We start from the raw sequence: 25,509 nt of genomic DNA on the forward strand, positions 1-25,509 counted from the left end.
ATCAGCCCGAGGAGAGCAGCTTGTTGAGCGAGCCGGTGAAGCTGCTCGTGGTCTTGGTGACGACCGAAACCTGCACGACCTGACCGCTCACCTGCTCCAGCTGCCGCACCATCCCGTCAAAGCCGGGATTACTGCTCTGGCCGGGCTGGGTGGTCGGATGGCCGGCGATCTCCGGGCCGCGATAGGCCTCCGGGCGCATCGCGGATTCGGCCGGGCCGGGCTGGCGGGTCGCGACCTTCAGAGTCGGCCCGTCCGGCGCGGCGCCCGCGGGGCCGGGGCGCCCGCGCCAGGCGACGTCGCCCTTCTGAACGCGGTCCATGCCGTCGAGCACCCGATGGCCGATCGAGTCGCCCGAATGGCGCGGCGCGGCGCGCACCTCCGCGGCCGGCCCGGAACGCGTTAGCGCCTCCGCCCCGGCCGTCCGCGGTTCGAGCGACGCTTCGCGGACCGGTGGTGCCGAAGACGGCGACGGGGACGGCACCGCGTTCGGGCCGGCTCCGAGCCCGGGATCGAAGCCCGCCGTCTCGACGCCGCGGACGGGCCTCGCTCCTCCCAGACCACCGAGTCCGCTCGCGACCGCTTCCACTGCCATGGCTCGGGCTCCCTTCGCAGGCACTTGCGCGGCAGCGATCCCAGGACGCGATGTCCCGCTCGCCGCCGAAACACGAAGCGAAGGCTATCGGCCCGACCTGACGGCCACCTGACGAGTCGCGCTCGCCAGGCCGGCGATCTCGAACCGGCGGTTTCGACCGGTGCTCGCCAGGCCGCGGGCTTCCACCAGATCCACCAGCAATTCGCCGACGGCCAGCGCGCGTTCTCGGCGCGGATGGCAGGTGGCCGGGGACGGCAAGATCAAGATGCGCGCCGACGCGTGGTTCACCTCGCAGAACCTCGAGGCGGTGCTCGCCAGCTTCCTGCGGGGGGAGCCGCTGCCGGAGCGCGTGCGGTGGCGCGACATCTCCGAGGTGCTGGGCCAAGCCTGACCGGATCGCTGCGATCAGGCTGCCGGCGATCCGGCGATGGCGTCAGCGCAGCGTCGCAAATCCTTCGTAAAGGAGGAGCGCCGTCAGAGGAGATCGGGATGCGCAGCAGGGTTCGGACGGGCGGACGGGCGTCCCGCGCGCGGCTTTGTGCCTCGGGCGCCCTGGCCGTTGCCCTCGCCGTCCTCTCGGGGCCGCTCTCCCCGAGCCGGTCCGAGGCGGCGACCCTCGAGATGCCCTCGACGCCCTACAGCTACACGGTCATCGACCAGGATCTCGGTGCCGCGCTGCAGGAGTTCGGCAGCAACCTGAAGGTCAAGGTCAACCTCAGCCCCGAGGTGAAGGGCCGGATCCAGGGGCGCCTGCCCGAGGGCACCGCGCAGGACTTTCTCGACCGACTGGCCGCCAACTACAACCTCGAATGGTACTACGACGGCAGCGTTCTCTACGTGACCTCCGCGCGCGAGAACCGCACCCAGCTGCTGGTGCTCAGCCCGATCACCTACGACCGCCTGAAGGCCGCCCTCGACGCGCTCGACATCGCCGACTCGCGCTTCCCGATCCGGCCGGCGCCGGGCAAGGGCGTGGTGATGGTCTCGGGCCCGCCGCGCTACGTCGCCCTCGTCGAGCAGACGCTGGCCGGACTCGTCGCGGAGGAGCAGGCGCGGCCCAAGACGGCCGCCGAGGCGGCGAAGATCCAGCCGCCGAAGGTGACGACGCTCACCGTGTTCCGCGGCGGGCAGATGACGGTGTTCCGCGACGGGCGGCCCGAGCGCCTGATCGGCCCCGAGGAGGCGCCGGCCCGTCAGGAGCCGGCCGGTGTCGCGGCCGCGGTCCCCGCGACGAATCCCGCACCGTCCCCCGCAGCGCCCTCCCTCGTCGCCCCGCCGCCGGGCGCCGTGCCGCTCCCCCGCCCCTGACCGTCCCGGCCTGATTTTCCGGACGGATTCGTCGTCGTCCGCGCCCCGTCAGGTTCTCGAAAGCTCGCCTGCCTAGCGTCCCGGCCCGTGGCGATGCCGCTGCGGCCGGGGCCCCGATCCCCAGCCTCCGCTGCCGCCACCGAGTGGTCGGAACGCCGTTGCTCGGTGTTCGCCGGCCTTTCGCGGGAACCGGCCCGCCCAGCCATCCGGCGGGCGGCGGGCCGTAGGAGGAGTGACGATGTTCGAAGCACTCGGGAACATCGCGGGAACCGCCCTCGGCGGTCCGGTCGGCGGCCTTGTCGGCGGCGCGATCGGAAGCGTCCTCGGCGGCGGAGGCGAGTCTCAGCAGGCCAAGGCCTTCGAGGACGCTCTCGGCCAGTTCGCCATGCAGGTGGCGGGCGATGCCATGGACGAGATGAACCAGGCGATGTCGGAGACCGAGGAAGACTTCGCCTAGCCCGGAGCGGGCGATGCGAAGCCTCGGGTTTCGGCGCGCGAAACCCCCCTTCAAGCGAACTCTAGGAGACGACAATGGCTGGTGGAATCGGCGGAATCGTGAACGGCGCCCTGGGCGCTCTCGGCGGCGGCGGTGGTGCCGGCGGCGCGGGTGGCGCCGGCGGCGGCGACAGCTTCGCTTCCAACCTCGCCCAGCTCAAGCAGGTGAGCGAGGAGCAGCAGCAGAAGAGCATGGAGCTGCGCATGGTCTCGGCCAAGCTCGGCACGGACCAGAACGCCGCCAAGGAAAAGCCGCAGCAGTAAGCGGCCGCGATGCCCGACGGGGCGGGGCCGCAGCGCCTCGCCCCGCGCCCGGCGGCCCCCCGGCGGACCCTCGGTCCCGACCCGGCCGCCACGGTGGACATCCCCGCGCCCGGAGGGACCGGCGCGAGGGCAGGAAGGGGAGGCGAGCGTGAACAGCGCAGCGGGGGCCGCCGATCAGGCGGCCGAGTTCTACCGTCTCGAGATTCATTCGGGACTCTACGCGGGCGTGACGCAGGAGCTGGGCCCGGGCCGAGTGGTGCTCGGCAGCGGCGCCGGCGCCGACATCCTGCTGATGGAGCCCGATTTCGCTCCGATCCACGCGGCCGTCGTTCTGCAGGACGGGACGATCCGCATCGAGGGTCTGGAGCAGGGCGTGGCGGTGACCGGCATAGGACCGGTGCCGGCGGGCGCCGCGCGCACGGTCCGTCTCCCGGCGACGGTCGAGATCGGCGGGGTCGCGCTCGCCTGGGCGATCGCCGGGCCGTCCGCTTCCGGCGAGGCCGCCGGGTCCGCCCGCCCGCTCGGGATGCTGCGGCGCCTTCTCGCGCGGCCGGCGGTGCCGGGCATCGCCGCGGGCGTGGTGCTCGCGGTCACCGTGTTCCTGACCCTGGCTAACCCGATCGCCGGGGCCGCCGTCCTGATCGACGGCACCGGCCGGGACGCGCATGTGCAGCCGGTCGCGGCGAGCCCGTCGATACCGGTGCAGGCAACGCCCACGCCCGCAATCCCCCCCGCAATCCCCACGGCGGCCGCGTCGTCGCCGATCCCGCCGGATGCCGGACTCCCGCGTCCCGCCCTCCCGGCGCAGAAGGCCGGCACCGTCGAGGCGGCGGCAAAGGCACTTCAGGCGGAGGCCGCCGGGGCCGGGCTGCTCAACGTCCACGTCAAGGGCAGCGGCGGTGCCGTGGCCGCGACGGGAACGATCGAGCCGACGATGGCCGGTCGATGGGAAGCGCTGCAGAAGGCGTTCGACGAGCGCTTCGCCGGCGACGTCACGCTCGTCAACAGCGTCGCCGTCAAGGCGGAGAAGCTGCCCGCCTCGCTCGGCATCGAGGGGGTCTGGCGCGGTGCCCAGCCGTACATCGTCGTGCGCGGCCAGCGCTACCTCGTCGGCGCCGTCGTCGATGGCGGCTGGACCATCCGCGAGATCGAGCGCGACCGCGTGATGCTGGAGCGCGAGGGCCGCCTCGTCGCGATGCGCTTCTAGAATCCGACCCTCGCACACCGAGCCGCCCGATGGCCCGCCGCACCCGCGTCACCTCGTCGATTCCCTCCTCGGAGGGCGCCTACGCGCTCGAGCGCGAACGCCTCGCCGGGCGCAATCAGGCCGGCGCCGATGCCCGCCTCGCGGACGTGGACGGAATCGGCGAGCGGGGCGCCCACGGCGGGCAGGCCGGGGCGCCGGCCGAGGAGGGCGTACCGCTCGATTCGGCCATCGACGCCATGCTCGCGGCCGGGGGCGTCGACGCGGTCACCCGGGTGCGCCTGAGCGCGGCGCGCCGGGCGATCAGCGAGGGCGGGTCCGGCGCGGCATCGGACGGATTCGAGGGCGAGAGCCTGTCGCACGCCCTGTTCCGGTTCGTGATGCCGCGGCTGCACCATCCCGAGGTGCTGCGGGCCGAGCGGCACCGGGCGCTGCTGGAGGATCTCGCCGACGGGCTCGCCGAAGCCGGCGGGGACGTCGTGATCCGCGAGGGCACCCTCGTCGTGCATCGCGAGCTGCGCCGCCTCGCCCTTCTCAGGACCGGGCGCAACGCGCTGGTGGAGGGATAGCCGCCATGTTCGACGCGGAACGCGACGACGAGCCCGCTCATGCCCTGCCGGTCCCGGCGCGGGCCCGCCCGCTCGCGGCACCGCAGGCCCGGCCGCCGCTGATTGCCCGCGAGCAGCGCGACCTGCTCTGCGCGCTGGCCTACGTCGCGCTCGGCATCGGCGACGGGCGCCAGGCCGTGACGCTGCTCGACCTCGTCCTGCGCGAGGTGCCGGACGACGCGGGCGCCCTGCGCCTCCTGGCCTATGCCCGCGTCGCGACCGGCGACGGCGAGGGTGCACTCGCCGCCCTCGACCGGCTGGAGCGGCTTCGCGCGGGTCATCACGAGAAGCTTCGCGATGGCCGCGGGGCGGACCGCAGGGACGCGCCGGATGACGGGGAGCCGTCCGCGCCGCTGCTGCTCCTGCGCAGTCAGGCCCTGCGCCTCGCCGGCCGCCTGGACGAGGGCCGCGCCACCTTCCGCCGCTTCGTCGCGGCGCGCCGTATCCGGGAGAAAGCCGCGTGATCGCCACCGCGAAGAGCTTCCTGTGCCGCCTGCCGGCGAGCCCCGACATCGCCGTCGCCCTCGTCGTGATCCTCGCGGTCGCGATGATGGTGCTGCCGATGCCGCACCTGCTCGTGGACACGCTGATCGCGTTCAATCTCGGCTTCTCGGTGCTGCTGCTGATGGTGGCGCTCTACGTGCTAAGCCCGCTCGAATTCTCGACGCTGCCCGGCATCATCCTGATCTCGACGGTGTTCCGCCTCGCGCTCACCATCACCACCGCGCGCCTGATCCTGGCCGAGGGTGATGCGGGCGAGATCATCCGCACCTTCGGCGAGTTCGTGATTTCGGGGAACCTGATCGTCGGGATCGTGGTGTTCCTCATCATCACGCTGGTGCAGTTCATCGTCATCGCCAAGGGCGCCGAGCGCGTGGCCGAGGTGGGCGCGCGCTTCACCCTCGACGCCCTGCCGGGCAAGCAGATGGCGATCGACGCGGAGCTGCGGAACGGCGACATCGACCAGGCGCAGGCCAAGGTCCGCCGCTCCGTCCTGGAGCGGGAGAGCCAGCTCTACGGCGCCATGGACGGCGCGATGAAGTTCGTCAAAGGCGATGCCATCGCCGGGCTCGTCGTCATCGCCGTCAACATGATCGGCGGGCTGGCCATCGGCGTGCTCAACCGCGGCATGCCTGTGGGCCAGGCGCTGCACGAGTACACCCTGCTCTCGATCGGCGACGCGCTGATCTCGCAGATCCCCGCCCTGCTGCTCTCGCTCACCGCCGGCACCATCGTCACCCGCGTCACCGGCGGGCGCGACATCGGCCTCGGCCGCGACATCGCCGACCAGCTCGTCTCGGATCCGCGGGCGCTGCGGCTCGCTGCCGCCGTGCTGCTCGGCATGGCCGCGATTCCGGGCTTCCCCGCCCCGGTCTTCCTCGTGCTCGCGGCCGTGTTCGCCGCCGCGAGCTTCCGCCGCCGGCCCGCGCCGGAGGCGGCGGAAGCGGAGGGTGCCGAGGCCGAGGAGGCGCGCCGCGTGGGAAAACCCGCCCTGCCCGCCGAGGCGATCCCCGTGATGCTCAACCTCGCCCCGGGCCTGATCGAGCGCATCGACGCCCAGGCGATCGCCCGGACCATCGCGCGGACCCGCAGCGCCGTCTCGACCGATCTCGGCGTGCTGATTCCCGAAGTCGGCTTGACCGTCGATCCGAACCTCGGCGAGGGCGAGTTCCGCCTCGACGTCGAGGGCGTTCCGGTCGAGAGCGGCCATGTCCGCCCGGACCAGCTCGTCCTCAACGACGACGTGGCCAACCTCGAACTCGCCGGCATCCCCTTCACCCGCGAGGAGGGCGCGGGGGCGCCGGTCCGGATCGATGCCGACCAGGCCGCGGCCCTCGACGAGGCGGGCATCGGCTACCACGATCCCGTCGGCGTGATCGGTGCGCGGGTGCGGGGCGTGCTGACGCGCCATGCCGGCCGCTTCGTCGGCATCCAGGAGACGCGCGCCCTGCTCGGGCGGATGGAGGCGGGCTACGGCGACCTCGTCAAGGAGGTGCTGCGCTCGGTGCCGGTGCCGCGGATCGCCGAGGTGCTGCGCCGCCTCCTCGACGAGGGGATTCCCATGCGCAACACGCGCATCCTGCTCGAGGCACTGGCCGAGTGGGGCGAGCGCGAGCAGAACCCGATGCTGCTCACCGAATACGTCCGCTCGGGCCTCAAGCGCCAGATCTGCCACCGCCACGCCAACGGCCACAAGGTGGTCGCCGCCTACGTGCTGGAGCGCGAGACCGAGGAGGCGGTGCGGGCGGCCGTGCGCGACACGGCGGTCGGCCCCTATCTCGTGCTCGACGAGCGGGCCTCGGAGGCGCTGCTGGCGCAGATGCGCCGCATCCAGGACGGGCTCGGCCCCCGCACGGGCGAGGACGAGGCGGGGCGGCCGGTGCTGCTCGCCTCCATGGACATCCGCCGCTTCGTGCGCGGCTTCCTGTCCCGCAACGGCATCGATCTCGCCGTGCTGTCCTACCAGGATCTCGCCGACGAATTCACGATCCAGCCGGTCGGCTCGATCAGCCTCGCGCGCCCGCAGGCCGCGCCCAAACCCGCCCCGAAGGCGCAAGCGGCCCCGGCCCCGAAGGAACGCGCGCCCGACGTCTTGGCCGCCGCCGGCTGACCCCGCCTTCCGCACCCCGATCGCGGCCCGGATCCCTGAACGATCCGGACGCGGCATCCCGCCCGCACGAGGAGACCGCCGATGGCCTCATCCGCTTCCGTCGCCCCGCGGCCCGCCCCGCCATCGGCACAATCATCGCCACAATCACCGGCGTCCGCATCCGAGCGGGCCTTCCCCCAGGCCGCCGCTGTCGAACCGGCCACCGAGCCGGCGGCGGCGCCTCCGCCTGCGAATGCCAACGAGAACGGGCCCGCTCCTGCCGCCGATGCCCCGTCATCCGCGCGTGCGGACGAAATCGCCGCCTGGGCGGACGAACGATCGGATCACAGCGGCGGCTTCCTCGGCTTCGGCGGCACCGATTCGAGCGAGAAGGTCCGCGACGCGCTCGCCGGCCGTTCGGAACTCGGGCCGCTGGACGCGAGCGAGCAGCGGGCGCTGACCGACCGGATGATCGTGCGCTGGGAGGCCGGGCGCGGCGACGGCGCGAGCGGACCCGCCCGGCTCGTCGACGCCCTCGACAACGCTCCGGACATCCGCGCCCTCGTCGGCGAACGCCTCGCCGCCCGCGCCGCGGCGATCTCGAACGAGACGCCGTTCGATCCGAACAAGCCCGACGAGAACTGGGAGAGCCGCGCCCGGGCGCAGGGCTACGCCAACAATGCGGTGCGCGCGGCCGGCGCGGCCGACGATCCGGCCGCGTCCGGACGGCTGCGGGCGATGACCGAGGCGCTCGGCCCCGAGGATGCGGGCCGCTTTGCCCGGACGCTGGCCGGCCGCAACGGGCTCATGGCCGGCGGGGTCACCGCGGCGGGCGGCTCGCCGCTCGGCCGCACCCTCGGCGCGCTGGACGGCGCCCCGGCGAGCGAGGCGCGCAGCAGCTTCGTCCAGAACGCCTTCGCGGAGACGCCGGCCTCCGCCTACGCCGATCCGGCGCTGCAGCGCGCCATGGGCACGGCGCTGGCGCGGGAATGGAACCCGGACGATGCGGGCGCCGCCACCCGCGACGCGGAGCGCCTGACCGGCATTCTCGGCACGGACCAGGGTCGGCGCCTGCTCGGCGCGGGCGGCGAGGACGGCCCGTCGTTGGAAACGCGGGTGAACGCGCTCGCCACCGTGCGGGCGGATTCGGCCATCACCGGTGAGACGCTGAAGCGGACCGACGATCCCTGGACCAACCCGGCGATTCTCTCGCCGTCCGCCCAGGCCAGCGCACGGCACTATCTCGACGCCCGCGGCGACGCGGCCGTCGCGCTCGCGGGGACCGACCTCGACAACACCGTCGGCACGGCCATGGGCTTCGCGCCCGCGCTGCCGCCGGGCACCGATCCCGGAGAGGCCGAGGCCGCGGCGGCGCGGGGCGCGTTCAACTTCTACGGCAGCGGCGAAACGGCCGAGCCGGTCAAGACGGTGGCCGACCAGATCCGCACGGTTGCGGGCGACGGACCGGCCGACGTCACGGTGCTGCCGGTCACCTACTCGGACGGCAAGACGGGACCGGTCCAGGTGCCCCTGTTCCGCGTCACCGATCCATCGGGTGCCGAGCGCTACGTCGACAATACCGGGCGCCGCTACGACGACTTCGAGGCGTGGCGCACCGAGAACACGCTGCCGCCGGGCACGCAGGTCTACCCCGAGGACGGCCACCTCACCGCGGGCGCGGACGGACGGGTCGCGCTCGGCCAGGGCAATACCCCGAAGACCGTCGACAGCTTCGGCGAGCATCTCACCGCCGTCGTGGACAAGGCCGCCCTCGTCGGCGGCATCGTCGCGGGCGGCGTGCTCATCGTCGGTACGGGCGGGCTCGCGGCACCGGTCGTGGCGGGAGCCGCCGCGGTGGCGGTCGGCGCGGGCGCCTGGGGCGCCTATCGCAGCGGCGGCGAACTGGTCGATCGCGGCCAGCACGGCCAGTCGCTGAACCCGCTCACCGATGCCGAGGCCCGCGGCCTCTGGCTCAATCTCGGGGCGAGCGTCGCCTCGGTCGGCGCCTTCGGCTCCGCGGCGCGCCTGTCCCAGCTCGGCCGGGCCGGCCGGGCGGTGGCGCCGCTGGAAGCCTCGCTCCACGGCTACACCCAGGCGGGCGCCTTCGCCCTCGACACCGCGGCGGTGGCGGACCAGGGCATCGCCACCGCCCGGAACTGGAACCGGATGAGCGGGGAGGAGCGCGCCACCTCGCTCCTTCAGATCGGCTTCTGGGGCGTCGGCGCCGGGGTGAGCATGCGGGCGTCGGGCACCCGCAATCCCGGCGACATGTTCAATCCGGTCACGGTCCGCGACAACATCCTCGCCGCGAATCCACCGCCGGTCGCCGCCGATGCCTCGCTCGCGGGCGATGCCGTCAAGATCGACTTCGATCCCGCATCCGGCGTCGTCCGGGGCATCCGCCACGGTCCGGAGGCGACCCCGGCCGACATCGACCTGCACGCGCGCACGGCGGCCGGCATCCAGCGCAGCCTCACCCTGGAGGGACAGGTGGCGCGGCTGTTCACGGGCCGGGGCGAACCGCCGCCCGGCAGCGTCGGCTGGGCGGCCCGCCAGGACATCGCCAAGGTCCGCGAGCGCCTCGACACACGGCTGCGCGAACTCGACGCCCCGGGGCTCACGCCCGAGCGGCGCGCCGAGATCGCGCACGCCAACGCGATCGACCGGACCCATCTCGACGACTTGTCCGTGGAAGTCTCCTCCTTCGCCCGCGATCCGGCCTCGGCGACGATCGACGCCCGCAACAGCAAGCGCAAGCGCGTGGATGACGGCGCCGGGCCGGCGCCGAAGCGCGGCGGCTACGACATCGAGGCGGAACGGGCCAGGCTCCCGGTCGGCGAGACCACGCGGGAGGTCGGCGGCAACCGGGTGACCTACCACGTCAACGCGGAGCACAACCCGACCCAGGTCGACCTCTACCTGACCGAGATTCCCCCGAGCAAGAAGCGCTCGTCCGAGGAGAACCGGATGACGGCCGAGGTCGGCCGCTCCGGCGGGCGCGGGCGCGACACCCGCGAGGAGCGGGACAATGGCGGGCACATCGCCGGCTTCCAGTTCCTGCACGAGCAGGGACTGATCAATCAGTTCCCGCAGAACGAGGACTTCAACCAGCGGGTCTTCAACGAGATCGACGGCGAGGTCCGGCAATGGGTCGAGCAGGGCGCGCATGTCCATACGCGCTTCACCATCGGCGACGGCGACACGCCCGAGACCCGGATCTGGGGCGGCAAGCGCCCGAGCCACGTCACCGTGCAGTACGAGGTCACCGATCCTCAGACCGGCGAGGTGATCTACAGGACGGACGTCGCGCGCTTCGAGAACGAGGCCGGCCAGGAGTTCGACGGCTACAGGGACGGTCTGATCGCGGCAGGCGGCAACTCGAACGCGAAGATCGACGTTGCCGCCCGGATGCGCGAAGCTCTCGGGCTGGAATAGCGCTCGCAAGGCGCGGGAACAGGAAGGGAGACGGGGTTTGGGCGAGCAAGGCACCATTGAGGCGCTGCATCACGAGATCGGCCGCCTCGTCGTCCACGACGAGGCCTATCTGGAGCAGCCCTGGTCGAGCCTCTCCCTCGTCGCGACGATGCGCGACGAGAACACCGTGCAGCTTCACGGCTACGCCTATCTCGACGACGGTAAGACGGAGGCCGTGACGCCGCGGGCCTCGACGGTAGCGCAGCGCTTCGTCGAGTTGCACCGTGCCATGCGCGAGCGCGACCCCCGACCGTGGAAGGCCGCTCTGATGCAGATCTGGCGGTCCGATGCGAAGGTAAGCTTCTTCTTCGAATACGACGATGCCGCCCGCTGGCGGGTGACGCCGGGCAACTTTCGGGAGATGCGCGAAGAATTGCGACCCAAGCAGGAGCCGGATGCCCGCTGAGGCAGATTCAAGCCCGCAGGAGCAGAATGTATTCGGGATGGCGCTGCGGTGCGGCGGCGTGAACCTCGATCAAGGCGGCAAAGGCCGTGCGAGCCGATGCCGCCCGATCTCGACGGCGCCTCGCGCTCAGTTGGATTTCGGGTCGGTCACGGTGAAGGCGAGCGTCGCCCCGTAGCTGTCCGCGTCGGCCAGCGCCGGCGTCTGCGAGGGCGTGACGCGGTGGCTGACACCGAGCACCTGCGGGCCGGCACCGCGCAGCGGCACCACCGCCGCCCCTTGCGCATCCGTCTGGGCGCGGGCCTGATCCGCCTCGCTCCTGAAGCTCACCCCGTCGGTGGCGACCACGCTGGCACCGCCCAGCGGACGGCCCTCGAACAGCACCCGCACCCGGATCTGGCCCGAGGCCGAGGCCGGCGCCTCCAGCGGAACGATCTCCAGAGGCTGGCCGACCACCGTCCCCCACGGCGCGCCCGGGCCGGACACGGCCTTGGCGAACTTCACCGACCACAGGCTCTTGTCGGCCTGCGGCAGCATCCGCTTGCTGGCGTTGCGGTAGCTGCCGTCGGGCAGGCGCACCCAGTAGCCGTTGTCGTAGGCCGCCGCGAACAGCGCCTCGCCCTGGTGCGCGGCCCTCAGCGCCGGGGCCGGGCCGGCATCCAGCTTCGCCTGCAGCACCACCGCGCCGGACGGTTCGTAGGCGGTGAGGCTCATCAGCTTGCCCGCGCTCGGCAGTTCCGGCTCGTGGGGATGTCCGTAGAGGATCTGCACGCCGCTGCCGGTCGGGTCGAGCCAGAGGTCGTGGGCGCTGGCCGGGGCGCTGAGGGCGAGGAAGGCGGCCAGGAGGGCGGTCCGTCTCATGGGCGAGGTGCTCCTGTTGCGAGGCCGTAGGTGAGACCGGCCAGCAGCGACAGGCACGGCTGCGGGCTGGTGAAGATGTCGGCGGCCGTGGCCGATACCGACGAGCCGAAATTGAAGATGCTCTTGCTGGTGCGGGCGCCCGGATACCAGGTCGCCTGCCCGTAGGTCGTCCAGCCGCTCTCGTGGATGTAGGCGATGCGGCTGCTCACCCGCGGATAGGGCGAGGAGCGCAAGCCGCCGTCCTCGGTCAGCGGCTTGGCGCCGATGTAGGACAGGTAGGCCGCGCCGGTCAGGCGACCGGGGCCGAGCACCTGGATGTTCTGGGAGTGGCGCGAAACCAAGCACCCGTCCTTTTCCGGCGTCCTCGTCGGCGCGGTGGCCGGGCTCGCGACGATCACGCCGGCCTCCGGCTATGTCGAGCCCATCGCCGCCCTGGCGATCGGCGCGACGGCTTGCTACTATGCGAAGTACGTCCAGAGATGGCTCAAGATCGACGACACGCTGGAAGTCTGGCGGGCCCATGGCGTCGGCGGCCTGACCGGTGCCCTGCTCATCGGGGTCCTGGCCAGCCCGCACATCAATCAGGTCTCGGCGAGCCTGCAGCAATTCGGCGTCCAGCTTCTCGCCGTCGCCGTCGTCGGCACTTATGCCGCCTTCATCACCCTCGTGATCCTGACGGGTCTCGATCACTTCGGCACGCTGCGGGTGCCGGAGGAGATCCAGGAGGAGGGGCTCGACACGATGCTCGGCGAGCGCGCCTTCAACCTGTGGAACATGGATCGCACCCTCCCGAAATAGCCGCCCTGCGATCAACGCGCCCGGAAGGCGGGAGACGGCGTCGGGCCGTGCGCCTTTCGGTCTTGACGCGCGTTCCGCTCCGATCTTGCGGGACGGCGGAGCGAGGGCGAGCGAGGATGAAGAGCGGGCGCCGCCTCGGGAGCGCTCGGCGATGGATCGGCGGGACCGAAAGCGGCCTCACCGGGATCATCGGAGATCAGTCCGCCTTGTTGCCGAGGGCAACGGCGACGAAGCGGGTCCGGCCCTTGGCGCTCTTCACCCGCATCAGCACCGCCTTGCGGCCATTCGCCTCCGCCGCGCGGATCTGCGCCTGCACGTCGGAGGGCTTCGACACGCTGGTCCCGGCGACATCCAGGATCACGTCGCCCTGGGCGATGCCCTTGGCCGCCGCCGGCCCGTCGGGATCGACATCCATCACCGCCACACCCTCGTCACCGAGGCCGATCTCGCCGGCCGGGGCCAGGCTCAGGCCGAGCCGGGTCTGACCGCCCGGCGCGTAGTCGCCACGGCTCGTCACCTCGCCGTCGCCCGGCAGCGTGCCGAGCTCGACCGTGGCCACGTCGCTCTTGCCGCCGCGCAGGTAGGCCAGCTTCACCTCGGTGCCCGGCTTGAGGCCGGCGATGCGGCGCGACAGGTCGCGGGCATCGTTGACCGGCGCACCGTTGACCGACTCGATCACGTCGCCCGGCTTCAGCCCGGCCTTGGCGGCCGGCGTCCCGCTCTCGGCGTGATCGACCAGGGCGCCCTTCGCCTTGTCGAGGCCGAGACCCTCGGCGATGTCCTTGGTCACCGGCTGCACCTGCACGCCGAGATAGCCGCGCACCACCTTGCCGTCGGTGCGGAGCTGATCGACCACCGTCTGCACGGTCTCGGCGGGGATCGCGAAGGCGAGGCCGACCGAGCCGCCCGACGGCGAGGCAATCGCCGTGTTCACGCCGACGACCTCGCCGTTGACGTTGAAGGTCGGGCCTCCGGAATTGCCCTTGTTGATCGGCGCGTCGATCTGCAGGAAGTCGTCGTAGGGGCCGGCACCGATGTCGCGGCCGCGGGCCGAGACGATGCCGGCGGTCACGGTGCCGCCGAGGCCGAACGGGTTGCCGATGGCCACGACCCAGTCGCCGACGCGGGGGGCGCCCTTGCCGAACTGGACGTAGGGGTAGCTGCCGCTCTCATTGATCTTGAGCAGCGCGATGTCGGTCTTGGGGTCCTTGCCGATCACCTTGGCATCGAGGGTGCGGCCGTCGTCGAGGGTGACCTGCACGGTCTTGGCCTTGTCGACGACGTGGTTGTTGGTGACCACGTAGCCGTCCGCCGAGATGATGAAGCCGGAGCCGGCCCCGCCCCGCGGCAGCATCCCGCGCCCGCCCGGCCCGCCCTGTCCGCCCCCTTGGCCGAAGCGCTTGAAGAACTCGCGCAATTGCGGCGGCACCTGCTGGAGGTTCGGGTTGCCGGGGCCGTCGTCATCGTCGTCGAGGCCGCTGTCGAGCTTCACCTTCACGGCGACGACGCCGGGCTTCACCTTGTCGACTACGTTGGCGAAGGATCCCGGCGGGTGCTCGGGCGCCTCGATCGGGGTCTTGGGCAGGGCCTGGGCGTAGGCGGGCATGGCGGGCTCGGTCAGGCCGAAGCCGGCGGCTGCGCCCGCGACGAGGGCGGCCGCAGCGACGGAGGCGAAGGCACGGCGGCGGACGATCAGAGTCATGGAACTCTCCGAGGATCGATCACGGGGGATGCCGCCCTGACGTGCCGGAATGCAGCCGGACGTCGGACTATGGGACAATGAACGAAAGTCTAGGTTGTGCCACCCGCGGACTAGACGGCGACGAGGTTACATCCGGGCCCGTTGCGGCCGTCACCGGGAGCTGACGTGGCCCTGTTCGCCGCGGCAGGTCTCAGCGGCCGGCCGCCCGGCCTTCTCCTTCGGGATGCCGATTCCCGAGCGGTCGCCGGAGGCTCGGGTCACGCCGGTCGTAGGCAGGCGGTTCACCCTCCGGCGGACTGACACGGGCTTGAAAGATCATCAGCTAATTGATAGCTTCCTACCCGTACTTTCCTGAGGCTCCGGGGCGAGTTCGTTCAGGGTCGAGGCGGACGGGTCGAGATGACCGACGAGACTCTGCGCCGCTTGCGTCTGGCCTACACCCACACGCTCCTGCTCTCCGGGCGGCAATGGCGCCGGCTCGCCAATGCGGCGACCGAGGCGCACGGGATCTCCGAGGCGAAGGCGCTGCCGCTGGTTCTGATCGGGCGCCTGGGGGGCGAGCCGCGCCAGAACGCCCTGGCGGAGGCGGTGGGCATCGAGGGGCCGTCGCTGGTCCGCCTCCTCGACCAGCTGGAGGCGGCCGGCTTGGTCCGGCGCCGGGAGGACCCGAGCGACCGGCGCGCGAAGGTTCTGAGCCTGACACCCGCCGGGGAGGCCGTCGTCGCCCGGATCGAGGCCGACCTCGACCGGCTCCGTGAGACCGCCTTCGCGGGGGTCAGCGCCGCCGACCTGGAGGCCGGCTTGCGGGTGTTCCAGGCGATCCAGCGTCATGTCGGCGGTGGCGTGGAATCCGAGGCGGACGCGGGCAGGCAGGAGCCCGCGGGATGACCCTTCCAGGCTGGCGCGACTGGGCCTTCTCGCTCAAGACCTTCGGGGCCGGCATGCTGGCCCTGTACCTGGCGTTCTGGATCGATCTGCCCAAACCCTACTGGGCGCTCGGGACCGTCTACATCACGAGTCAGGTGCTGGCCGGCGCCACCCGCTCGAAGGCGCTCTACCGGGTGCTCGGCACGCTGCTCGGGGCCATCGTCTCGGTCATCCTCGTCCCGAACCTCGCCGACGCGCCGGAACTGCTGACGGTCGCGATCGCGCTCTGGGTCGCCCTCTGCCTGTACGTCTCGTTGCTCGACCGCACGCCGCGCAGTTACCTGATGATGCTCGGCGGCTACACGGCGGCCCTGATCGGGTTTCCCAGCGTGGCCGAGCCCGGAACGATGTTCGACACCGCCGTGGCCCGCACCGAGGAGATCACCCTCGGGATCCTCTGCGCCAGCCTCGTCAACACCGTCGTGCTGCCGCAATCGGTGGCGCCCGCGATCGCGAGCCGGCTCGACCTGTGGCTGCGCGGAGCGCGCGGCTGGGTGATCGAGGTGCTCGGCCGCAATCGCACGGGCGAGGACAGCCAGGCCAAGCGCCTGCGGCTCGCCGCGGATGCGGTTGCGTTCGACGCCCTGGCGACGCCGCTGCGCTACGACATGACCGGCGCCGAGCGCTCGGTCGACGCCATGGCGACGCTCCGCCAGCACATGCTGATGTTCCTGCCCATCGCCTCGGCGATCGCCGACCGCATCGAGGCGCTGCAGCGGGCAGGCGGGCTGCCGCAGGCCGTGCGCGGCCTCCTCGACGACATGGCGGACTGGCTCGGCACGGGAACGACCGATCCGGCGCAGGCCCGGCGCCTCAAGGCGAGTGCGAGCGCGCTGGAGCCCGAACTCGGCGAGCACCCGTCCTGGAACGACCTCGTGCTCGCGAGCCTCCTGGCGCGCCTGCGCGACTTCATCGACCTGCGCCAGGACACCCGCCTGCTGCAGCGCCACGTCGCCGACGGAACACCGGTGACGGAGACCCTAGCCTTCCGCTACACCGCAGCCGCGCGCACGATCCGTCACCGGGATCACGGCATGGCCTTCCTGTCCGGGTTCGGCGTGTTCCTCTCGATCGTGCTCACCTGCGCGATCTGGATCGCGACCGGCTGGCCCGACGGGGCCGGCGCCCCGATGATGGCGGCGGTCGGATGCAGCTTCTTCGCGGCGCAGGACGACCCGGCGCCCTTCATCGTCAGCTTCGCCAATTCCGCGATTCTCGGGGCGCTCGGAGCGGGGGCCTACCTGTTCGCCATCCTGCCGCTCGCGACCACCTTCGAGATGCTGGCGCTGGCGCTCGCGCCCGGGCTTCTGCTCTGCGGAGTGTTCATGACGCAGCCGAAGACCGCCCCCCTGGCGATGGGCGCGGCGGTCAACGGCTCGGCGATGATCGCGCTCCAGGGCAGCTACACCGGGGAGTTTGCGGCCTTCACCAATTCCGCGATCGCCGTCATCCTCGGAATGTGGTCGGCAGCCGTCGTCACGCGGCTCGTCCGCTCGGTCGGGGCCGGCTGGTCGGCGCGGCGCCTGCGCGCGGTCAACCGGCGCAGCCTCGCCGAGGCCGCGGAGCGGCGCGGCGCGCAGAACGGCCTCGAACTGGCGGCGCTCATGCTCGACCGCGTCGGGCTGATCGCGCCGCGCCTCGCCGCCCTGCCGCCGGACGACGCGGAATGGACCGCCGACCTCCTCGCCGAGGTCCGCGTCGGCATCAACGTGGTCGAGTTGCGCCGTGACCGGCACCGGCTCTCGGCCTCGGCGCGCGGCGCCGTCGAGGCGCTTCTCGCCGCGCTCGCGCGCCGCTTCCGGAGCGGAGCGGCCGATCCGGCGCCCGGTTTGCCCAACCCCCTCCTCGACACCCTCGATCGGGCGCTCGACGCGCTCTCGGTCGAGGCCCGGCAGGCCGCCGGGCGCGCGGCTCTGATGGGTCTCGTCGGCATCCGCCGCGGCCTGTTCCCGGATGCGCCGCCCTACGGCGCGCCCGTCCCCGCCACCGAACCGGGTCTCGCGGCATGACGGGCGAGTTCGACCTCTACGGCGTCTTCGTCCCGAGCCTCGCGGCCTGGATGCTCGTCGCCTTCGCCATCAGCGTGCCGCTTCGGCGGATCCTGGCCGGCCTCGGCCTCTACCGCCTCGTCTGGCACCGTCCGCTCTTCGACCTCGCCCTCTACGTGGTCCTGCTCGGCGCGGTCGTCGCGGTGGCGGTGCCGCTCACCTCGTGAGCGGACGCTCCCCCCTCGTCCCGCACTCCCCCCGTCCGGATCGATCCCATGCCCCGGTTCCTCGCCCTCACCGTCCGCCTCCTCGTCACGCTCGGGATGGTGGCGGTCGCCGTGGTCGTGGGCTTGGCGCTGTGGGACTACTACATGGAAGCCCCCTGGACCCGGGACGGGCGCGTGCGCGCCGACGTCGTCGCCGTCGCCCCCGACGTGTCGGGCCTCGTCACCGAAGTCCTGGTCCAGGACAACCAGATCGTGAAGCGCGGCGACGTGCTGTTCCGCATCGATCCCGACCGCTTTGCCCTCGCCCTGCGGCAGGCCGAGGCGATGGTCGCCGGCAAGCAGGCGACGATGGAGCAGGCGGCGGCCGACTACGCCCGCTACGCGAAGCTCAGCGACGCCGCCGTGTCGCAGCAGAGGGTCGAGGCGGCCCGGGCGACCGACCTGGAGGCCAAGGCCGCCTACGGGCAGGCGATCGCCGACCGGGACTTGGCCAAGCTCAACCTCGAACGCTCCGCCGTGAAGGCCTCGGTCAATGGCCGCATCACCAACATGGAGTTGCGGCCCGGCGCCTACGTCACCACCGGCCGGGGCGTGATGGCGCTCATCGACAGCGATACGCTGCGGGTCGAGGGCTATTTCGAGGAGACCAAGCTGCCGCGCATCCATGTCGGGGACCCGGCCCGCATCCGGCTGATGGGTGAGAGCGCCACGCTGACGGGCCGGGTCGAGAGCTTCGCGGGCGGGATCGAGGACCGCGAGCGCACGGCCGGGTCCAACCTGCTCGCCAGCGTGAACCCGACCTTCGCCTGGGTGCGCCTCGCCCAGCGCATCCCGGTCCGGATCAAGCTCGACAGCGTCGCCGACGAGGTCCGGCTCGTCTCCGGCCGCACGGCGACCGTCGCGGTCGAGCCGGAGGGCGAGGCGCCGGGTTTCGACCTGTTCCGGTTCTGGCGCGGGGGGCCGGCCCCCGCCGCCCCTCCGCAGGATCGGACGCGCTGAGGATCGGACGCGCTGAGGACCGGGCGAGCCGGAGGCGCCGCTTCGGGGATCCGCCTTCGGCCGGAACGCCGTGCGACGATGCCCGCCCTCGAGCCGGCCGCGTGGCGCGGCGCGAGGGGAGCGTGATCGTCAGTTGTCGGGAAGGCGGGTCCGGGGACGGTACCGCGGAAGGGTCCAGCCCAGGCGGAGGGAGACCGCCCGCAGGAGCAGGGCGACGAGAAAGCCGGAGCCGAGCGCGAGTTCCCGCGGCGCGCCGAGTGCGGCCAGGGCCACATAGGTGGCCGCACCGGCTCCCGCCGCCGAGGCGTAGATCTCCCGGCTGAGGATCACCGGACTGTCGCCCCCGAGGAGATCGCGGATGACGCCCCCGAAGGTCGCGGTCACCACGCCCATCACGACGGCCACGGCTCCGCTCGCTCCGGCCTGGATCGCCGTCTCGGCGCCGGCCACCGCGAAGAGCGCGAGGCCGAGGGCATCGAGCCGGATCAGGGCGCGATAGCGCGATTGCGGGATGTGCGCGACGAAGAACACGGCGCAGGAGACGACGAGGCACGCGAGGAGGTAGGCGGGCCGCTGCGTCCAGAAGACGGGCGATCCGAGCAGCAGGTCGCGCAGCGTCCCGCCCCCGATCCCCGTCGCGGTGCCCAGCACGGCGAAGCCGACGAAGTCCATCGCCTTTCGGGAGGCCACGAGGGCTCCGGTGATCGTGAAGACGATCACCCCGAGCCAGTCCAGGGTCGCGGTCGCAGTCTCGAACATCGTTCTCAGTCCAGCCGGGGATCCGGTTCGTCAGGGATTGCGGGGCTACCGGAAGAGCAGCACTTGGTTGTCGGCGCGGGAGGGGCCGTCCCACTCGCGCTGGACCATCACCTCCGGCGGCGAGGACTTCACGACGACCGTCGTGCCGAGGGGAACCCGGCCGTACAGGTCGTGGATGTCCTCGTTGAGGAGACGGATGCAGCCCGAGGAATCGGTGCCGCCGACGGTCCAGGGCTCGTTGGTGCCGTGGATGCGGTAGAGCGTGTCCCGCTCGCCCTGGTAGAGGTAGAGGGCACGGCAGCCGAGCGGATTGTGGATGCCGGGCTCGACGTAGCGCGGGATGTCGGGCCGCCGCTTCAGCATGGCCGGCGTCGGGCGCCAGCCCGGCCATTTCGCCTTGCGTCTGACCACCGCGACGCCCGACCACGTGAAGCCGGCCCGGCCCACCCCGATGCCGTAGCGCAGGGCCGTCCGGTCCTCGCGGACGAGGAAGAGGAAGCGCTGGTGCGTGTCGACGACCAGTGTCCCGGCGCGCTCGGGGCCGTCGTAATCCACGATCTGCCGGCGGAACGCCGCCGGAACGAGGGTCAGGTCGACCATCGGTACGTTGAAGGGCTCGTCCGGGATCTCGCCGATGAACCACGCGTCGCGGTTCGTGGCGGGATCGACGGGCTCCGGAGCCTTCGGGACCGGTTCGGCCTCCCAGAAGAAGGCGTGCGCGCGGGCCGGCGCGAGGATGGCGGCGGCGAGGAGGAGGGAGCGGCGGGTGGCCAGCATCGTCGTGGCTCCAGTCGGTGGTTCGATGGTCCGAGCATCGCCGAGCCTGCCCGGCCGCGCGGGGGCGGTGTCCGGGCACGCGTCGGCATCCGGGCTCGAAGGACGAGCTTGCCGGCCGATCGGATCGCGAAGGGAAGAGGACCGTGGGCAGCCCCGCGTGGGGTGGCCTATGGAGCCGTCTAGGGGTCGGTCATCGCGCAGGCCTCCGGGGTCGCTCCGCACGCGCCTCGCGTGCGGGCCCCCTCTGTCATCGGCCTGAGAGTTTCGCCCGGCCCCGAGCGGGGTCGCGACTTACACCATCGGCGGGAGCGTCCGCTCCGCTTTCCAGAGTGTTGAACGACGGGCGGTCCGGGGGCCTGAGAGTTTCCGGGGCGGTTGCTCCTTCGGCGGCCGGTTCACACCGGCTCTCTCCCGCTCGTCGCTGACTTGGCCGTTCTATCGCGGGAATCCGGGATTGACCAGGAAATTAGGTAGCTTGCGATCTATTTGGTGCGATACGACACATCATCGGTGGCCGATCGATGTGTCGGGCAGCAGGCGGAGGTGGCCAGGAGGTCACCGCGAGGGCCCGCCTGCGCCCGGCGCGCCGTTCGGCGCCCTTCGGAACCTTCGGCCCGGGTCGCGGGCTATCCGAAAGGGGCACGGGCGTGCGGCCTTGCATCCGCCGGAAGGGCCGCGGTCGCGAGGCGGCGAAGCGTGGAGCAACGCCGTTTTGGGCAATCGCGACATCATCGTCATCGGCGGCTCGTCCGGTGCCACCGTTCCGCTGAAGACGATCCTCGGAGCCCTGCCGCAGGACCTGCCGGCGGCGGTCTTCATCGTGCTGCATATTCCCGCGCGCAGCCTCGGCCTGCTCGCGACCGTCACCGCGGCCGTCTCCCACCTTCCGGTTCACCCCGCCGCCGACGGCATGGCGATCCGCACCGGCAACATCTACCTCGGCGTTCCCGATCATCACCTCATCCTCGACGAGGACCGGATCAGGCTCGGGCGCGGCCCGCGCGAGAACATGGCCCGGCCCTCGATCGATCCGCTGTTCCGCTCGGCGGCCGCGGTTTACGGCCCGCGGGTGATCGGGGTGCTTCTGAGCGGACTGCTCAACGACGGCGCGTCCGGTCTCGAAGCGATCAAGCGCTGCGGCGGCCTCACGCTCGTGCAGGATCCCGCCGAGGCGATCGCCGACGAGATGCCGCGCAGCGCCCTCTCGGTCATGGAGGTCGATCTCACCCTGTCCGCGGCCCGCATCGGCGACGTCCTCTCGGACCTCGTGCGCGACGCCCCCGGCCCGCGCCTGCCGGTTCCGGCCGAGATCCGGCTCGAGGTCGACATCGCCGCCGGGGAACGGATCGACAGCGACGTCCTGCGCCGTGTCGCCGACCCCTCGGCGATGTCCTGCCCGCATTGCGGCGGCGTCCTCTCGGAGATGCGGGAGGGCAAGCCGCTGCGCTTCCGCTGCCAGGTCGGCCACGCCTACACCGCCGAGGCGGTGGCCAAGATGCAGGAGGGCTCCATCGACGAGGCCCTGCGCGTCGCCCTGCGTATCATCGAGGAGCGGGCCGAACTGGTCCGGCGCATGGCCAGCGACGGACGCCGGGCCGGGCGTCCGGCCGTCAGCGAGATGTACGAGGAGCGCGCAGCCGAATACCGCCAATACGCCGACGTGATCCGCCGGGCCGTGCTCCAGACCCTGCCGTCACCGGAACCGGCAGACGGCGAGGGCGAGCAAGAGCCGTAGCATGGGCGCCCTCCCGCATCGGCCCCGCACCCGCCCGCGTCGGGACGCGGCCCCACCAGGGCACACGCCAAGACAGACGCCAAGACAGACGCCAAGACACGCGCCACGACAGACGCCGAGATCCCCGCAAAGCTCCCCGCGAAGGGAGGCGGCATCCGGCTCGACGAACGGCCCCTGCGCGTCATTTGAGACTGGTCAGCGCACGCTGCGTCGTCCTACAGGCTTGGCCGGAATGCGCCTGCGGGTGAGCAGCGGCAACTTGAGCGGCGGCTGGAGGCGGTGATGGCGAGTTCCTCCGAAAACGGCGCCCCTCAAGGCGGCAAGCCGATCGTCGTCACCCTGTGCGCGTCGGCCGCGAACACCCGATCCCTCGTCCATCTCCTGCAGGAGCTGACGGCCCGGCCCGACACGGCCATCATCGTCGTGCTCCAGCACCGGGAATCGCTCGATGCGGCCGAATTCGGCCACGCGCTCAAGGCGGCCGGGCACGAACTGACCGCCATCGGGCAGAACATGCCGCTCGCTCCGGGCCGGGTCTACCTGCCCGACCCGAACGTCATCGTCGGCATCGAGGGCGACCACTTCCAGCTTCGTCCCGCCGAGCAGCGCTTCGGCGAGCGCGGCACGATCGACAGCTTCCTCGTCTCGCTCCTCGGCGAGATGGACGGGCGCACCATCTCGATCGTCCTGGCCGGGACCGGCTCGGACGGAACCCTCGGCTTCAAGGCCGTCAAGGAGATGGGCGGCATCGCGCTCGCGGAGGAGACCGAGGAGTCGAAATCCGGCGAGCTCGCCGCGAGCAACATCCCCGCCGCGCTGGCGGATGCCGTCCTGCCCATCGACCAGCTGGCCGAGCGGGTCCGGGCCAGCATCCACCAGCTCGGCTCGAAGCCCCCATCGGAGGCGCAGCTCGACGAGGCCGAGACCTCGTCGGTGCTGGCCAGCATCGCGGCGGTGCTGCGCAACAAGACCGGGCACGACTTCCACGGCTACAAGGAAGGCACCTTCATGCGCCGCGTCCAGAGGCGGATGCAGGTCGCCCAGATCAACGACAGCGCGGCCTACGTGGAACACCTGCGCTCGCAACCGGGCGAGGCGCAGGAACTCTTCAACGACCTGCTGATCGGCGTGACGCAGTTCTTCCGCGACGCCAAGGAGTTCGAGATTCTCGAACGCAGCGTGATCCCGAAGCTGTTCGAGGGAAAGACCCGCAGCGACCAGCTGAGGATCTGGATCATCGGGTGCTCGACGGGCGAGGAGGCCTACTCCTTCGGCATCCTGCTGCGCGAGCACATGGCGAACCTCGAGGAGGTGCCGCAGGTCCAGATCTTCGCGACCGATCTCGACGGCCGGGCGCTGGCGGCGGCGCGAGCGGCCCGCTACGCCGAGACGGTCGTGCGCGACGTCAGTCCCGAGCGGCTCGCGCGCTGGTTCGTGCGGGAGGGCAACACCTACTGCATCGTCAAGGAAGTGCGGGAGATGTGCATCTTCTCCCAGCACAGCATCATCAAGGACCCGCCCTTCTCCCGCCTCGACCTCATCTCCTGCCGCAACCTGCTGATCTATCTCGACGCCGAGCTGCAGAGCCGCGTCATCCCGGTCTTCCACTTCGCCCTGAAACCGGAGGGCGTGCTGTTCCTCGGCAATTCCGAGAACGTCTCCCGCCACACCAACCTGTTCGCGCCGATCGAGCAGCGCTCGCGCATCTTCCGCCGGCTGGAGACGCATAGCCGGATCCTGCCCGACTTCCCCTTCGCCGTGTCGTCCCCGCGCTTCGAGCACCGGCAGACGTCGAGCCTGTCCGTGCGCGCCGTCGAACCCTCCCTGGCCCAGCGCGCCGAGCGCTTCGTGGAACGCTACACGCCGGCCTACGTGATCGTGGACGAGACGCACACGGTGCTGCACTTCTCCGGCCGGACCGGGCGCTACATCGATCCGGCCGGGGGCGCGGCCTCGCTCAATCTGCTGCAGCTGGTGCATCCCGACCTGCGCCTCGACCTGCGCTCGGCGCTCGTGCGCGCCACCGAGGACGGGCGGACGGTTCATCTTCCCAACCGGCGGATCGAGCAGGACGGACAGAGCCTGCTGGTCGATCTCGTGGTCGAGCCGGTGAAGGACACGGCCAACCCCGGCCGGCACTTCTTCGTGCTGTTCAAGGACGGAGGAGCGGCCGCCACCGACACGGTCGCGTCCCTGGCCTCGTCCCAGGATCAGCGCGACCGCATCCAGCAGCTCGAAACGGAGCTGCGCGAGAACAAGGACCGGCTGCAGGCCATCGCCGAGGAGGCGGAGAGCACGAACGAGGAGCTGAAGGCCTCGAACGAGGAATACCAGTCGTTGAACGAGGAGTTGCAATCGGCCAACGAGGAGCTCCAGACCTCGAAGGAGGAGCTGCAATCGGTCAACGAGGAGCTCACCACGGTCAACGGCGAGCTCGGCCTGCGGGTGCAGGAGCTCGGCCGCACCAACCGCGACCTCAAGAACTTCCTCGAAAGCACGCAGATCGCGACCGTCTTCCTCGACAACGACCTGCGGGTGATGCGCTTCACGCCGGCCTCGGCGGAGCTGTTCCACCTCGTCGAATCGGATGCGGGCCGGCCCATCGCCCACATCAAGTCGCGCATCGCCTACGACGAGCTGCAGGAGGACGCCCGCCGCGTCCTGCGCACGCTCAACAGCTCGGAGCGCGAGATCGAGAACCCGCAGACGGGCACCCGCTACATGGTCCGCATCCTGCCCTATCGCAGCGTCGACAATTTCATCGCCGGCGTGGTCATCACCTTCGTCGACATCACCGCGCGCAAGCAGGCCGAGGCGGCTTTGCGCGAGAGCGAGGAGCGCTTCCGCCAGTTCGCCGACGCTTCCTCGGACGTGCTCTGGATCCGCAACGCGCAGACGCTCGCGTTCGAATATGCCGGTCCGGCCTTCGAGACCCTGTACGGCGTCATTCTCCAGACCTCCGGGCAGGATCACCTGCGATCCTGGCTGAAGCTCATCGCGCGGGCCGACCGCGGGGAGGTGATCGACACCTTCCGCCAGGTGCGGGCGGGCGGGCGCGTGTCCCACATCTTCCGCATCCGCCGTCCGAGCGACGGCGAGGAGCGGTGGCTGGCCAACACCAACTTCCCGCTCTTCGACGAGAAGGGACAGGTGCACCGCATCGGCGGCATCACCTCCGACGTCACCGATGCCAAGCTCGCCACCGAGCGCCAGGACGTGCTCGTCAAGGAGCTGCAGCACCGCTCGCGCAACCTCCTCGGCGTGGTCACCTCGCTCGCGACCCGCACCGTCGGACAGGGGGTGCCGGTCGAGAACTTCACCACCCGGCTGAACGCCCTCGGGCGGGCCCAGGCCCTGCTCAGCCGATCGGGCAACGACACCGCCGAGGTCAGCGCCCTCGTTCACGCGGAACTGGCGGCCTATACCAGCGCGGCGTCCAAGCGCGTCACGGTCTCGGGGCCGAAGGTGCTGCTGACCTCGGAGCAGGTGCAGAACTTCGCCCTCGCCCTGCACGAACTGACCACCAACGCCGTCAAGTACGGCGCCCTGCACAACGATGCGGGGCGTCTCTCCGTGACCTGGGAGCGCATCCAGAACAGCGGCCGCGGGAAGCGCCTGGCGCTGAACTGGGTCGAGAGCGACATTCGCGTCGAGCCGCAATTCCTGGGCCGGCGCGGCTACGGGCGCGAGCTGATCGAGAACGCCCTCGCCTATGCGCTGCAGGGACGGACCGAATACAGGCTCGACCTCGACGGCGTGCGTTGCCGGATCGAGCTGCCCCTGAAGTAATCCGGTAAG

Annotated in this window: 23 protein-coding genes and 1 riboswitch; of the genes, 17 read left to right on the plus strand and 6 right to left on the minus strand. The window is 71.6% G+C overall.

Annotated features, from left to right (window positions below):
• Position 1 precedes the first annotated feature (1 nt).
• Complete coding sequence (locus MPPM_RS06660) at positions 2–592, minus strand: nodulation protein NolB (RefSeq protein ID WP_096484370.1); 591 nt, start codon at positions 590–592, stop codon at positions 2–4.
• 241 nt (positions 593–833) lie between these two features.
• Between MPPM_RS06660 and MPPM_RS27915 the strand changes: the two genes are divergently transcribed.
• The 10 genes from MPPM_RS27915 to MPPM_RS06705 all read left to right on the plus strand — a co-directional run bounded on the left by MPPM_RS27915 (position 834) and on the right by MPPM_RS06705 (position 10,941).
• The gene (locus tag MPPM_RS27915; protein WP_157914141.1) at positions 834–983 is read left to right on the plus strand and encodes a hypothetical protein; all 150 of its coding nucleotides are present in this window, start codon (positions 834–836) and stop codon (positions 981–983) included.
• 98 nt (positions 984–1,081) lie between these two features.
• The gene (locus MPPM_RS06665) at positions 1,082–1,900 is read left to right on the plus strand and encodes a secretin N-terminal domain-containing protein (protein ID WP_096484371.1); all 819 of its coding nucleotides are present in this window, start codon (positions 1,082–1,084) and stop codon (positions 1,898–1,900) included.
• Positions 1,901–2,138: 238 nt separating this feature from the next.
• On the plus strand, positions 2,139–2,357 hold the full coding sequence (locus tag MPPM_RS06670) for a hypothetical protein (protein WP_096484372.1): 219 nt from the start codon (positions 2,139–2,141) through the stop codon (positions 2,355–2,357).
• A gap of 74 nt (positions 2,358–2,431) precedes the next feature.
• Positions 2,432–2,659 carry a hypothetical protein gene (locus MPPM_RS06675; protein ID WP_096484373.1) on the plus strand — a complete coding sequence of 76 codons (228 nt, stop codon included), beginning with the start codon at positions 2,432–2,434 and terminating at the stop codon, positions 2,657–2,659.
• 148 nt (positions 2,660–2,807) lie between these two features.
• Entirely contained in the window at positions 2,808–3,866 is a 1,059-nt protein-coding gene (locus MPPM_RS06680) for a SctD/MshK family protein (RefSeq protein WP_096484374.1), read from the plus strand.
• Between the two features lie 29 nt (positions 3,867–3,895).
• Positions 3,896–4,432, plus strand: a complete 537-nt coding sequence (locus MPPM_RS06685) for a hypothetical protein (RefSeq protein WP_096484375.1) — start codon at positions 3,896–3,898, stop codon at positions 4,430–4,432.
• Positions 4,433–4,437: 5 nt separating this feature from the next.
• Positions 4,438–4,935 carry a tetratricopeptide repeat protein gene (locus tag MPPM_RS06690; RefSeq protein ID WP_096484376.1) on the plus strand — a complete coding sequence of 166 codons (498 nt, stop codon included), beginning with the start codon at positions 4,438–4,440 and terminating at the stop codon, positions 4,933–4,935.
• Positions 4,932–7,082, plus strand: coding sequence for a type III secretion system export apparatus subunit SctV (sctV, locus tag MPPM_RS06695; RefSeq protein WP_096484377.1), 2,151 nt, complete (start codon positions 4,932–4,934; stop codon positions 7,080–7,082). Before MPPM_RS06690 ends, sctV begins: the two co-directional genes overlap by 4 nt.
• A gap of 81 nt (positions 7,083–7,163) precedes the next feature.
• Positions 7,164–10,496, plus strand: coding sequence for a DUF4781 domain-containing protein (locus tag MPPM_RS06700; protein WP_096484378.1), 3,333 nt, complete (start codon positions 7,164–7,166; stop codon positions 10,494–10,496).
• A 37-nt stretch (positions 10,497–10,533) separates the two neighbouring features.
• Complete coding sequence (locus MPPM_RS06705) at positions 10,534–10,941, plus strand: hypothetical protein (RefSeq protein WP_096484379.1); 408 nt, start codon at positions 10,534–10,536, stop codon at positions 10,939–10,941.
• Positions 10,942–11,067: 126 nt separating this feature from the next.
• Here the strand turns inward: MPPM_RS06705 and MPPM_RS06710 are convergent, their stop codons facing one another.
• Both MPPM_RS06710 and MPPM_RS06715 read right to left on the minus strand, forming a co-directional pair.
• Complete coding sequence (locus MPPM_RS06710; RefSeq protein ID WP_096484380.1) at positions 11,068–11,799, minus strand: DUF4198 domain-containing protein; 732 nt, start codon at positions 11,797–11,799, stop codon at positions 11,068–11,070.
• Complete coding sequence (locus tag MPPM_RS06715; RefSeq protein WP_244573492.1) at positions 11,796–12,140, minus strand: hypothetical protein; 345 nt, start codon at positions 12,138–12,140, stop codon at positions 11,796–11,798. Before MPPM_RS06715 ends, MPPM_RS06710 begins: the two co-directional genes overlap by 4 nt.
• On the opposite strand from MPPM_RS06715, the gene MPPM_RS06720 reads away from it, so the two are divergent.
• Positions 12,115–12,597, plus strand: a complete 483-nt coding sequence (locus MPPM_RS06720) for a hypothetical protein (RefSeq protein ID WP_244573493.1) — start codon at positions 12,115–12,117, stop codon at positions 12,595–12,597. The genes MPPM_RS06715 and MPPM_RS06720 overlap by 26 nt on opposite strands.
• A 196-nt stretch (positions 12,598–12,793) precedes the next feature.
• Here the strand turns inward: MPPM_RS06720 and MPPM_RS06725 are convergent, their stop codons facing one another.
• The gene (locus MPPM_RS06725) at positions 12,794–14,299 is read right to left on the minus strand and encodes a Do family serine endopeptidase (protein WP_096484381.1); all 1,506 of its coding nucleotides are present in this window, start codon (positions 14,297–14,299) and stop codon (positions 12,794–12,796) included.
• 399 nt (positions 14,300–14,698) lie between these two features.
• On the opposite strand from MPPM_RS06725, the gene MPPM_RS06730 reads away from it, so the two are divergent.
• Genes MPPM_RS06730 through MPPM_RS06745 form a run of 4 tightly spaced genes read left to right on the plus strand, consistent with a single transcriptional unit; the run spans position 14,699 to position 18,440 of the window.
• Positions 14,699–15,187: a MarR family winged helix-turn-helix transcriptional regulator gene (locus MPPM_RS06730; RefSeq protein ID WP_096484382.1), complete on the plus strand. Its 489-nt coding sequence runs from the start codon at positions 14,699–14,701 to the stop codon at positions 15,185–15,187.
• On the plus strand, positions 15,184–17,235 hold the full coding sequence (locus MPPM_RS06735) for an FUSC family protein (protein ID WP_096484383.1): 2,052 nt from the start codon (positions 15,184–15,186) through the stop codon (positions 17,233–17,235). The genes MPPM_RS06730 and MPPM_RS06735 overlap by 4 nt, the downstream gene beginning before the upstream one ends.
• Positions 17,232–17,441 (plus strand): DUF1656 domain-containing protein, encoded by a 210-nt coding sequence (locus tag MPPM_RS06740; protein WP_096484384.1) that lies wholly within the window; start codon positions 17,232–17,234, stop codon positions 17,439–17,441. Before MPPM_RS06735 ends, MPPM_RS06740 begins: the two co-directional genes overlap by 4 nt.
• Before the next feature lie 48 nt (positions 17,442–17,489).
• Positions 17,490–18,440: an efflux RND transporter periplasmic adaptor subunit gene (locus tag MPPM_RS06745; protein WP_096484385.1), complete on the plus strand. Its 951-nt coding sequence runs from the start codon at positions 17,490–17,492 to the stop codon at positions 18,438–18,440.
• A gap of 129 nt (positions 18,441–18,569) precedes the next feature.
• Here the strand turns inward: MPPM_RS06745 and MPPM_RS06750 are convergent, their stop codons facing one another.
• Positions 18,570–19,199 (minus strand): trimeric intracellular cation channel family protein, encoded by a 630-nt coding sequence (locus tag MPPM_RS06750; protein ID WP_096484386.1) that lies wholly within the window; start codon positions 19,197–19,199, stop codon positions 18,570–18,572.
• A 45-nt stretch (positions 19,200–19,244) separates the two neighbouring features.
• A complete protein-coding gene (locus MPPM_RS06755) occupies positions 19,245–19,976 on the minus strand; it encodes a L,D-transpeptidase (protein ID WP_096484387.1) in 732 nt (243 codons plus the stop codon).
• Positions 19,977–20,310: 334 nt separating this feature from the next.
• A riboswitch (glycine riboswitch) is annotated at positions 20,311–20,400 on the minus strand.
• A 288-nt stretch (positions 20,401–20,688) separates the two neighbouring features.
• On the opposite strand from MPPM_RS06755, the gene MPPM_RS06760 reads away from it, so the two are divergent.
• Both MPPM_RS06760 and MPPM_RS06765 read left to right on the plus strand, forming a co-directional pair.
• On the plus strand, positions 20,689–21,711 hold the full coding sequence (locus MPPM_RS06760) for a chemotaxis protein CheB (RefSeq protein WP_096484388.1): 1,023 nt from the start codon (positions 20,689–20,691) through the stop codon (positions 21,709–21,711).
• A gap of 282 nt (positions 21,712–21,993) precedes the next feature.
• The gene (locus MPPM_RS06765) at positions 21,994–25,500 is read left to right on the plus strand and encodes a CheR family methyltransferase (protein ID WP_096484389.1); all 3,507 of its coding nucleotides are present in this window, start codon (positions 21,994–21,996) and stop codon (positions 25,498–25,500) included.
• Positions 25,501–25,509 lie beyond the last annotated feature (9 nt).

Origin of the sequence: Methylorubrum populi (assembly GCF_002355515.1) — a bacterium.
GTDB lineage: Bacteria > Pseudomonadota > Alphaproteobacteria > Rhizobiales > Beijerinckiaceae > Methylobacterium > Methylobacterium populi_A.

Coding starts and splice junctions, on each gene's coding strand:
- MPPM_RS06660 (WP_096484370.1), bottom strand. CDS start 592: ATGGCAGTGGAAGCGGTCGCGAGCGGACTCGGTGGTCTGGGAGGAGCG.
- MPPM_RS06665 (WP_096484371.1), top strand. CDS start 1,082: ATGCGCAGCAGGGTTCGGACGGGCGGACGGGCGTCCCGCGCGCGGCTT.
- MPPM_RS06670 (WP_096484372.1), top strand. CDS start 2,139: ATGTTCGAAGCACTCGGGAACATCGCGGGAACCGCCCTCGGCGGTCCG.
- MPPM_RS06675 (WP_096484373.1), top strand. CDS start 2,432: ATGGCTGGTGGAATCGGCGGAATCGTGAACGGCGCCCTGGGCGCTCTC.
- MPPM_RS06685 (WP_096484375.1), top strand. CDS start 3,896: ATGGCCCGCCGCACCCGCGTCACCTCGTCGATTCCCTCCTCGGAGGGC.
- MPPM_RS06690 (WP_096484376.1), top strand. CDS start 4,438: ATGTTCGACGCGGAACGCGACGACGAGCCCGCTCATGCCCTGCCGGTC.
- MPPM_RS06700 (WP_096484378.1), top strand. CDS start 7,164: ATGGCCTCATCCGCTTCCGTCGCCCCGCGGCCCGCCCCGCCATCGGCA.
- MPPM_RS06710 (WP_096484380.1), bottom strand. CDS start 11,799: ATGAGACGGACCGCCCTCCTGGCCGCCTTCCTCGCCCTCAGCGCCCCG.
- MPPM_RS06720 (WP_244573493.1), top strand. CDS start 12,115: ATGTTCTGGGAGTGGCGCGAAACCAAGCACCCGTCCTTTTCCGGCGTC.
- MPPM_RS06725 (WP_096484381.1), bottom strand. CDS start 14,299: ATGACTCTGATCGTCCGCCGCCGTGCCTTCGCCTCCGTCGCTGCGGCC.
- MPPM_RS06730 (WP_096484382.1), top strand. CDS start 14,699: ATGACCGACGAGACTCTGCGCCGCTTGCGTCTGGCCTACACCCACACG.
- MPPM_RS06735 (WP_096484383.1), top strand. CDS start 15,184: ATGACCCTTCCAGGCTGGCGCGACTGGGCCTTCTCGCTCAAGACCTTC.
- MPPM_RS06740 (WP_096484384.1), top strand. CDS start 17,232: ATGACGGGCGAGTTCGACCTCTACGGCGTCTTCGTCCCGAGCCTCGCG.
- MPPM_RS06745 (WP_096484385.1), top strand. CDS start 17,490: ATGCCCCGGTTCCTCGCCCTCACCGTCCGCCTCCTCGTCACGCTCGGG.
- MPPM_RS06750 (WP_096484386.1), bottom strand. CDS start 19,199: ATGTTCGAGACTGCGACCGCGACCCTGGACTGGCTCGGGGTGATCGTC.
- MPPM_RS06755 (WP_096484387.1), bottom strand. CDS start 19,976: ATGCTGGCCACCCGCCGCTCCCTCCTCCTCGCCGCCGCCATCCTCGCG.
- MPPM_RS06765 (WP_096484389.1), top strand. CDS start 21,994: ATGGCGAGTTCCTCCGAAAACGGCGCCCCTCAAGGCGGCAAGCCGATC.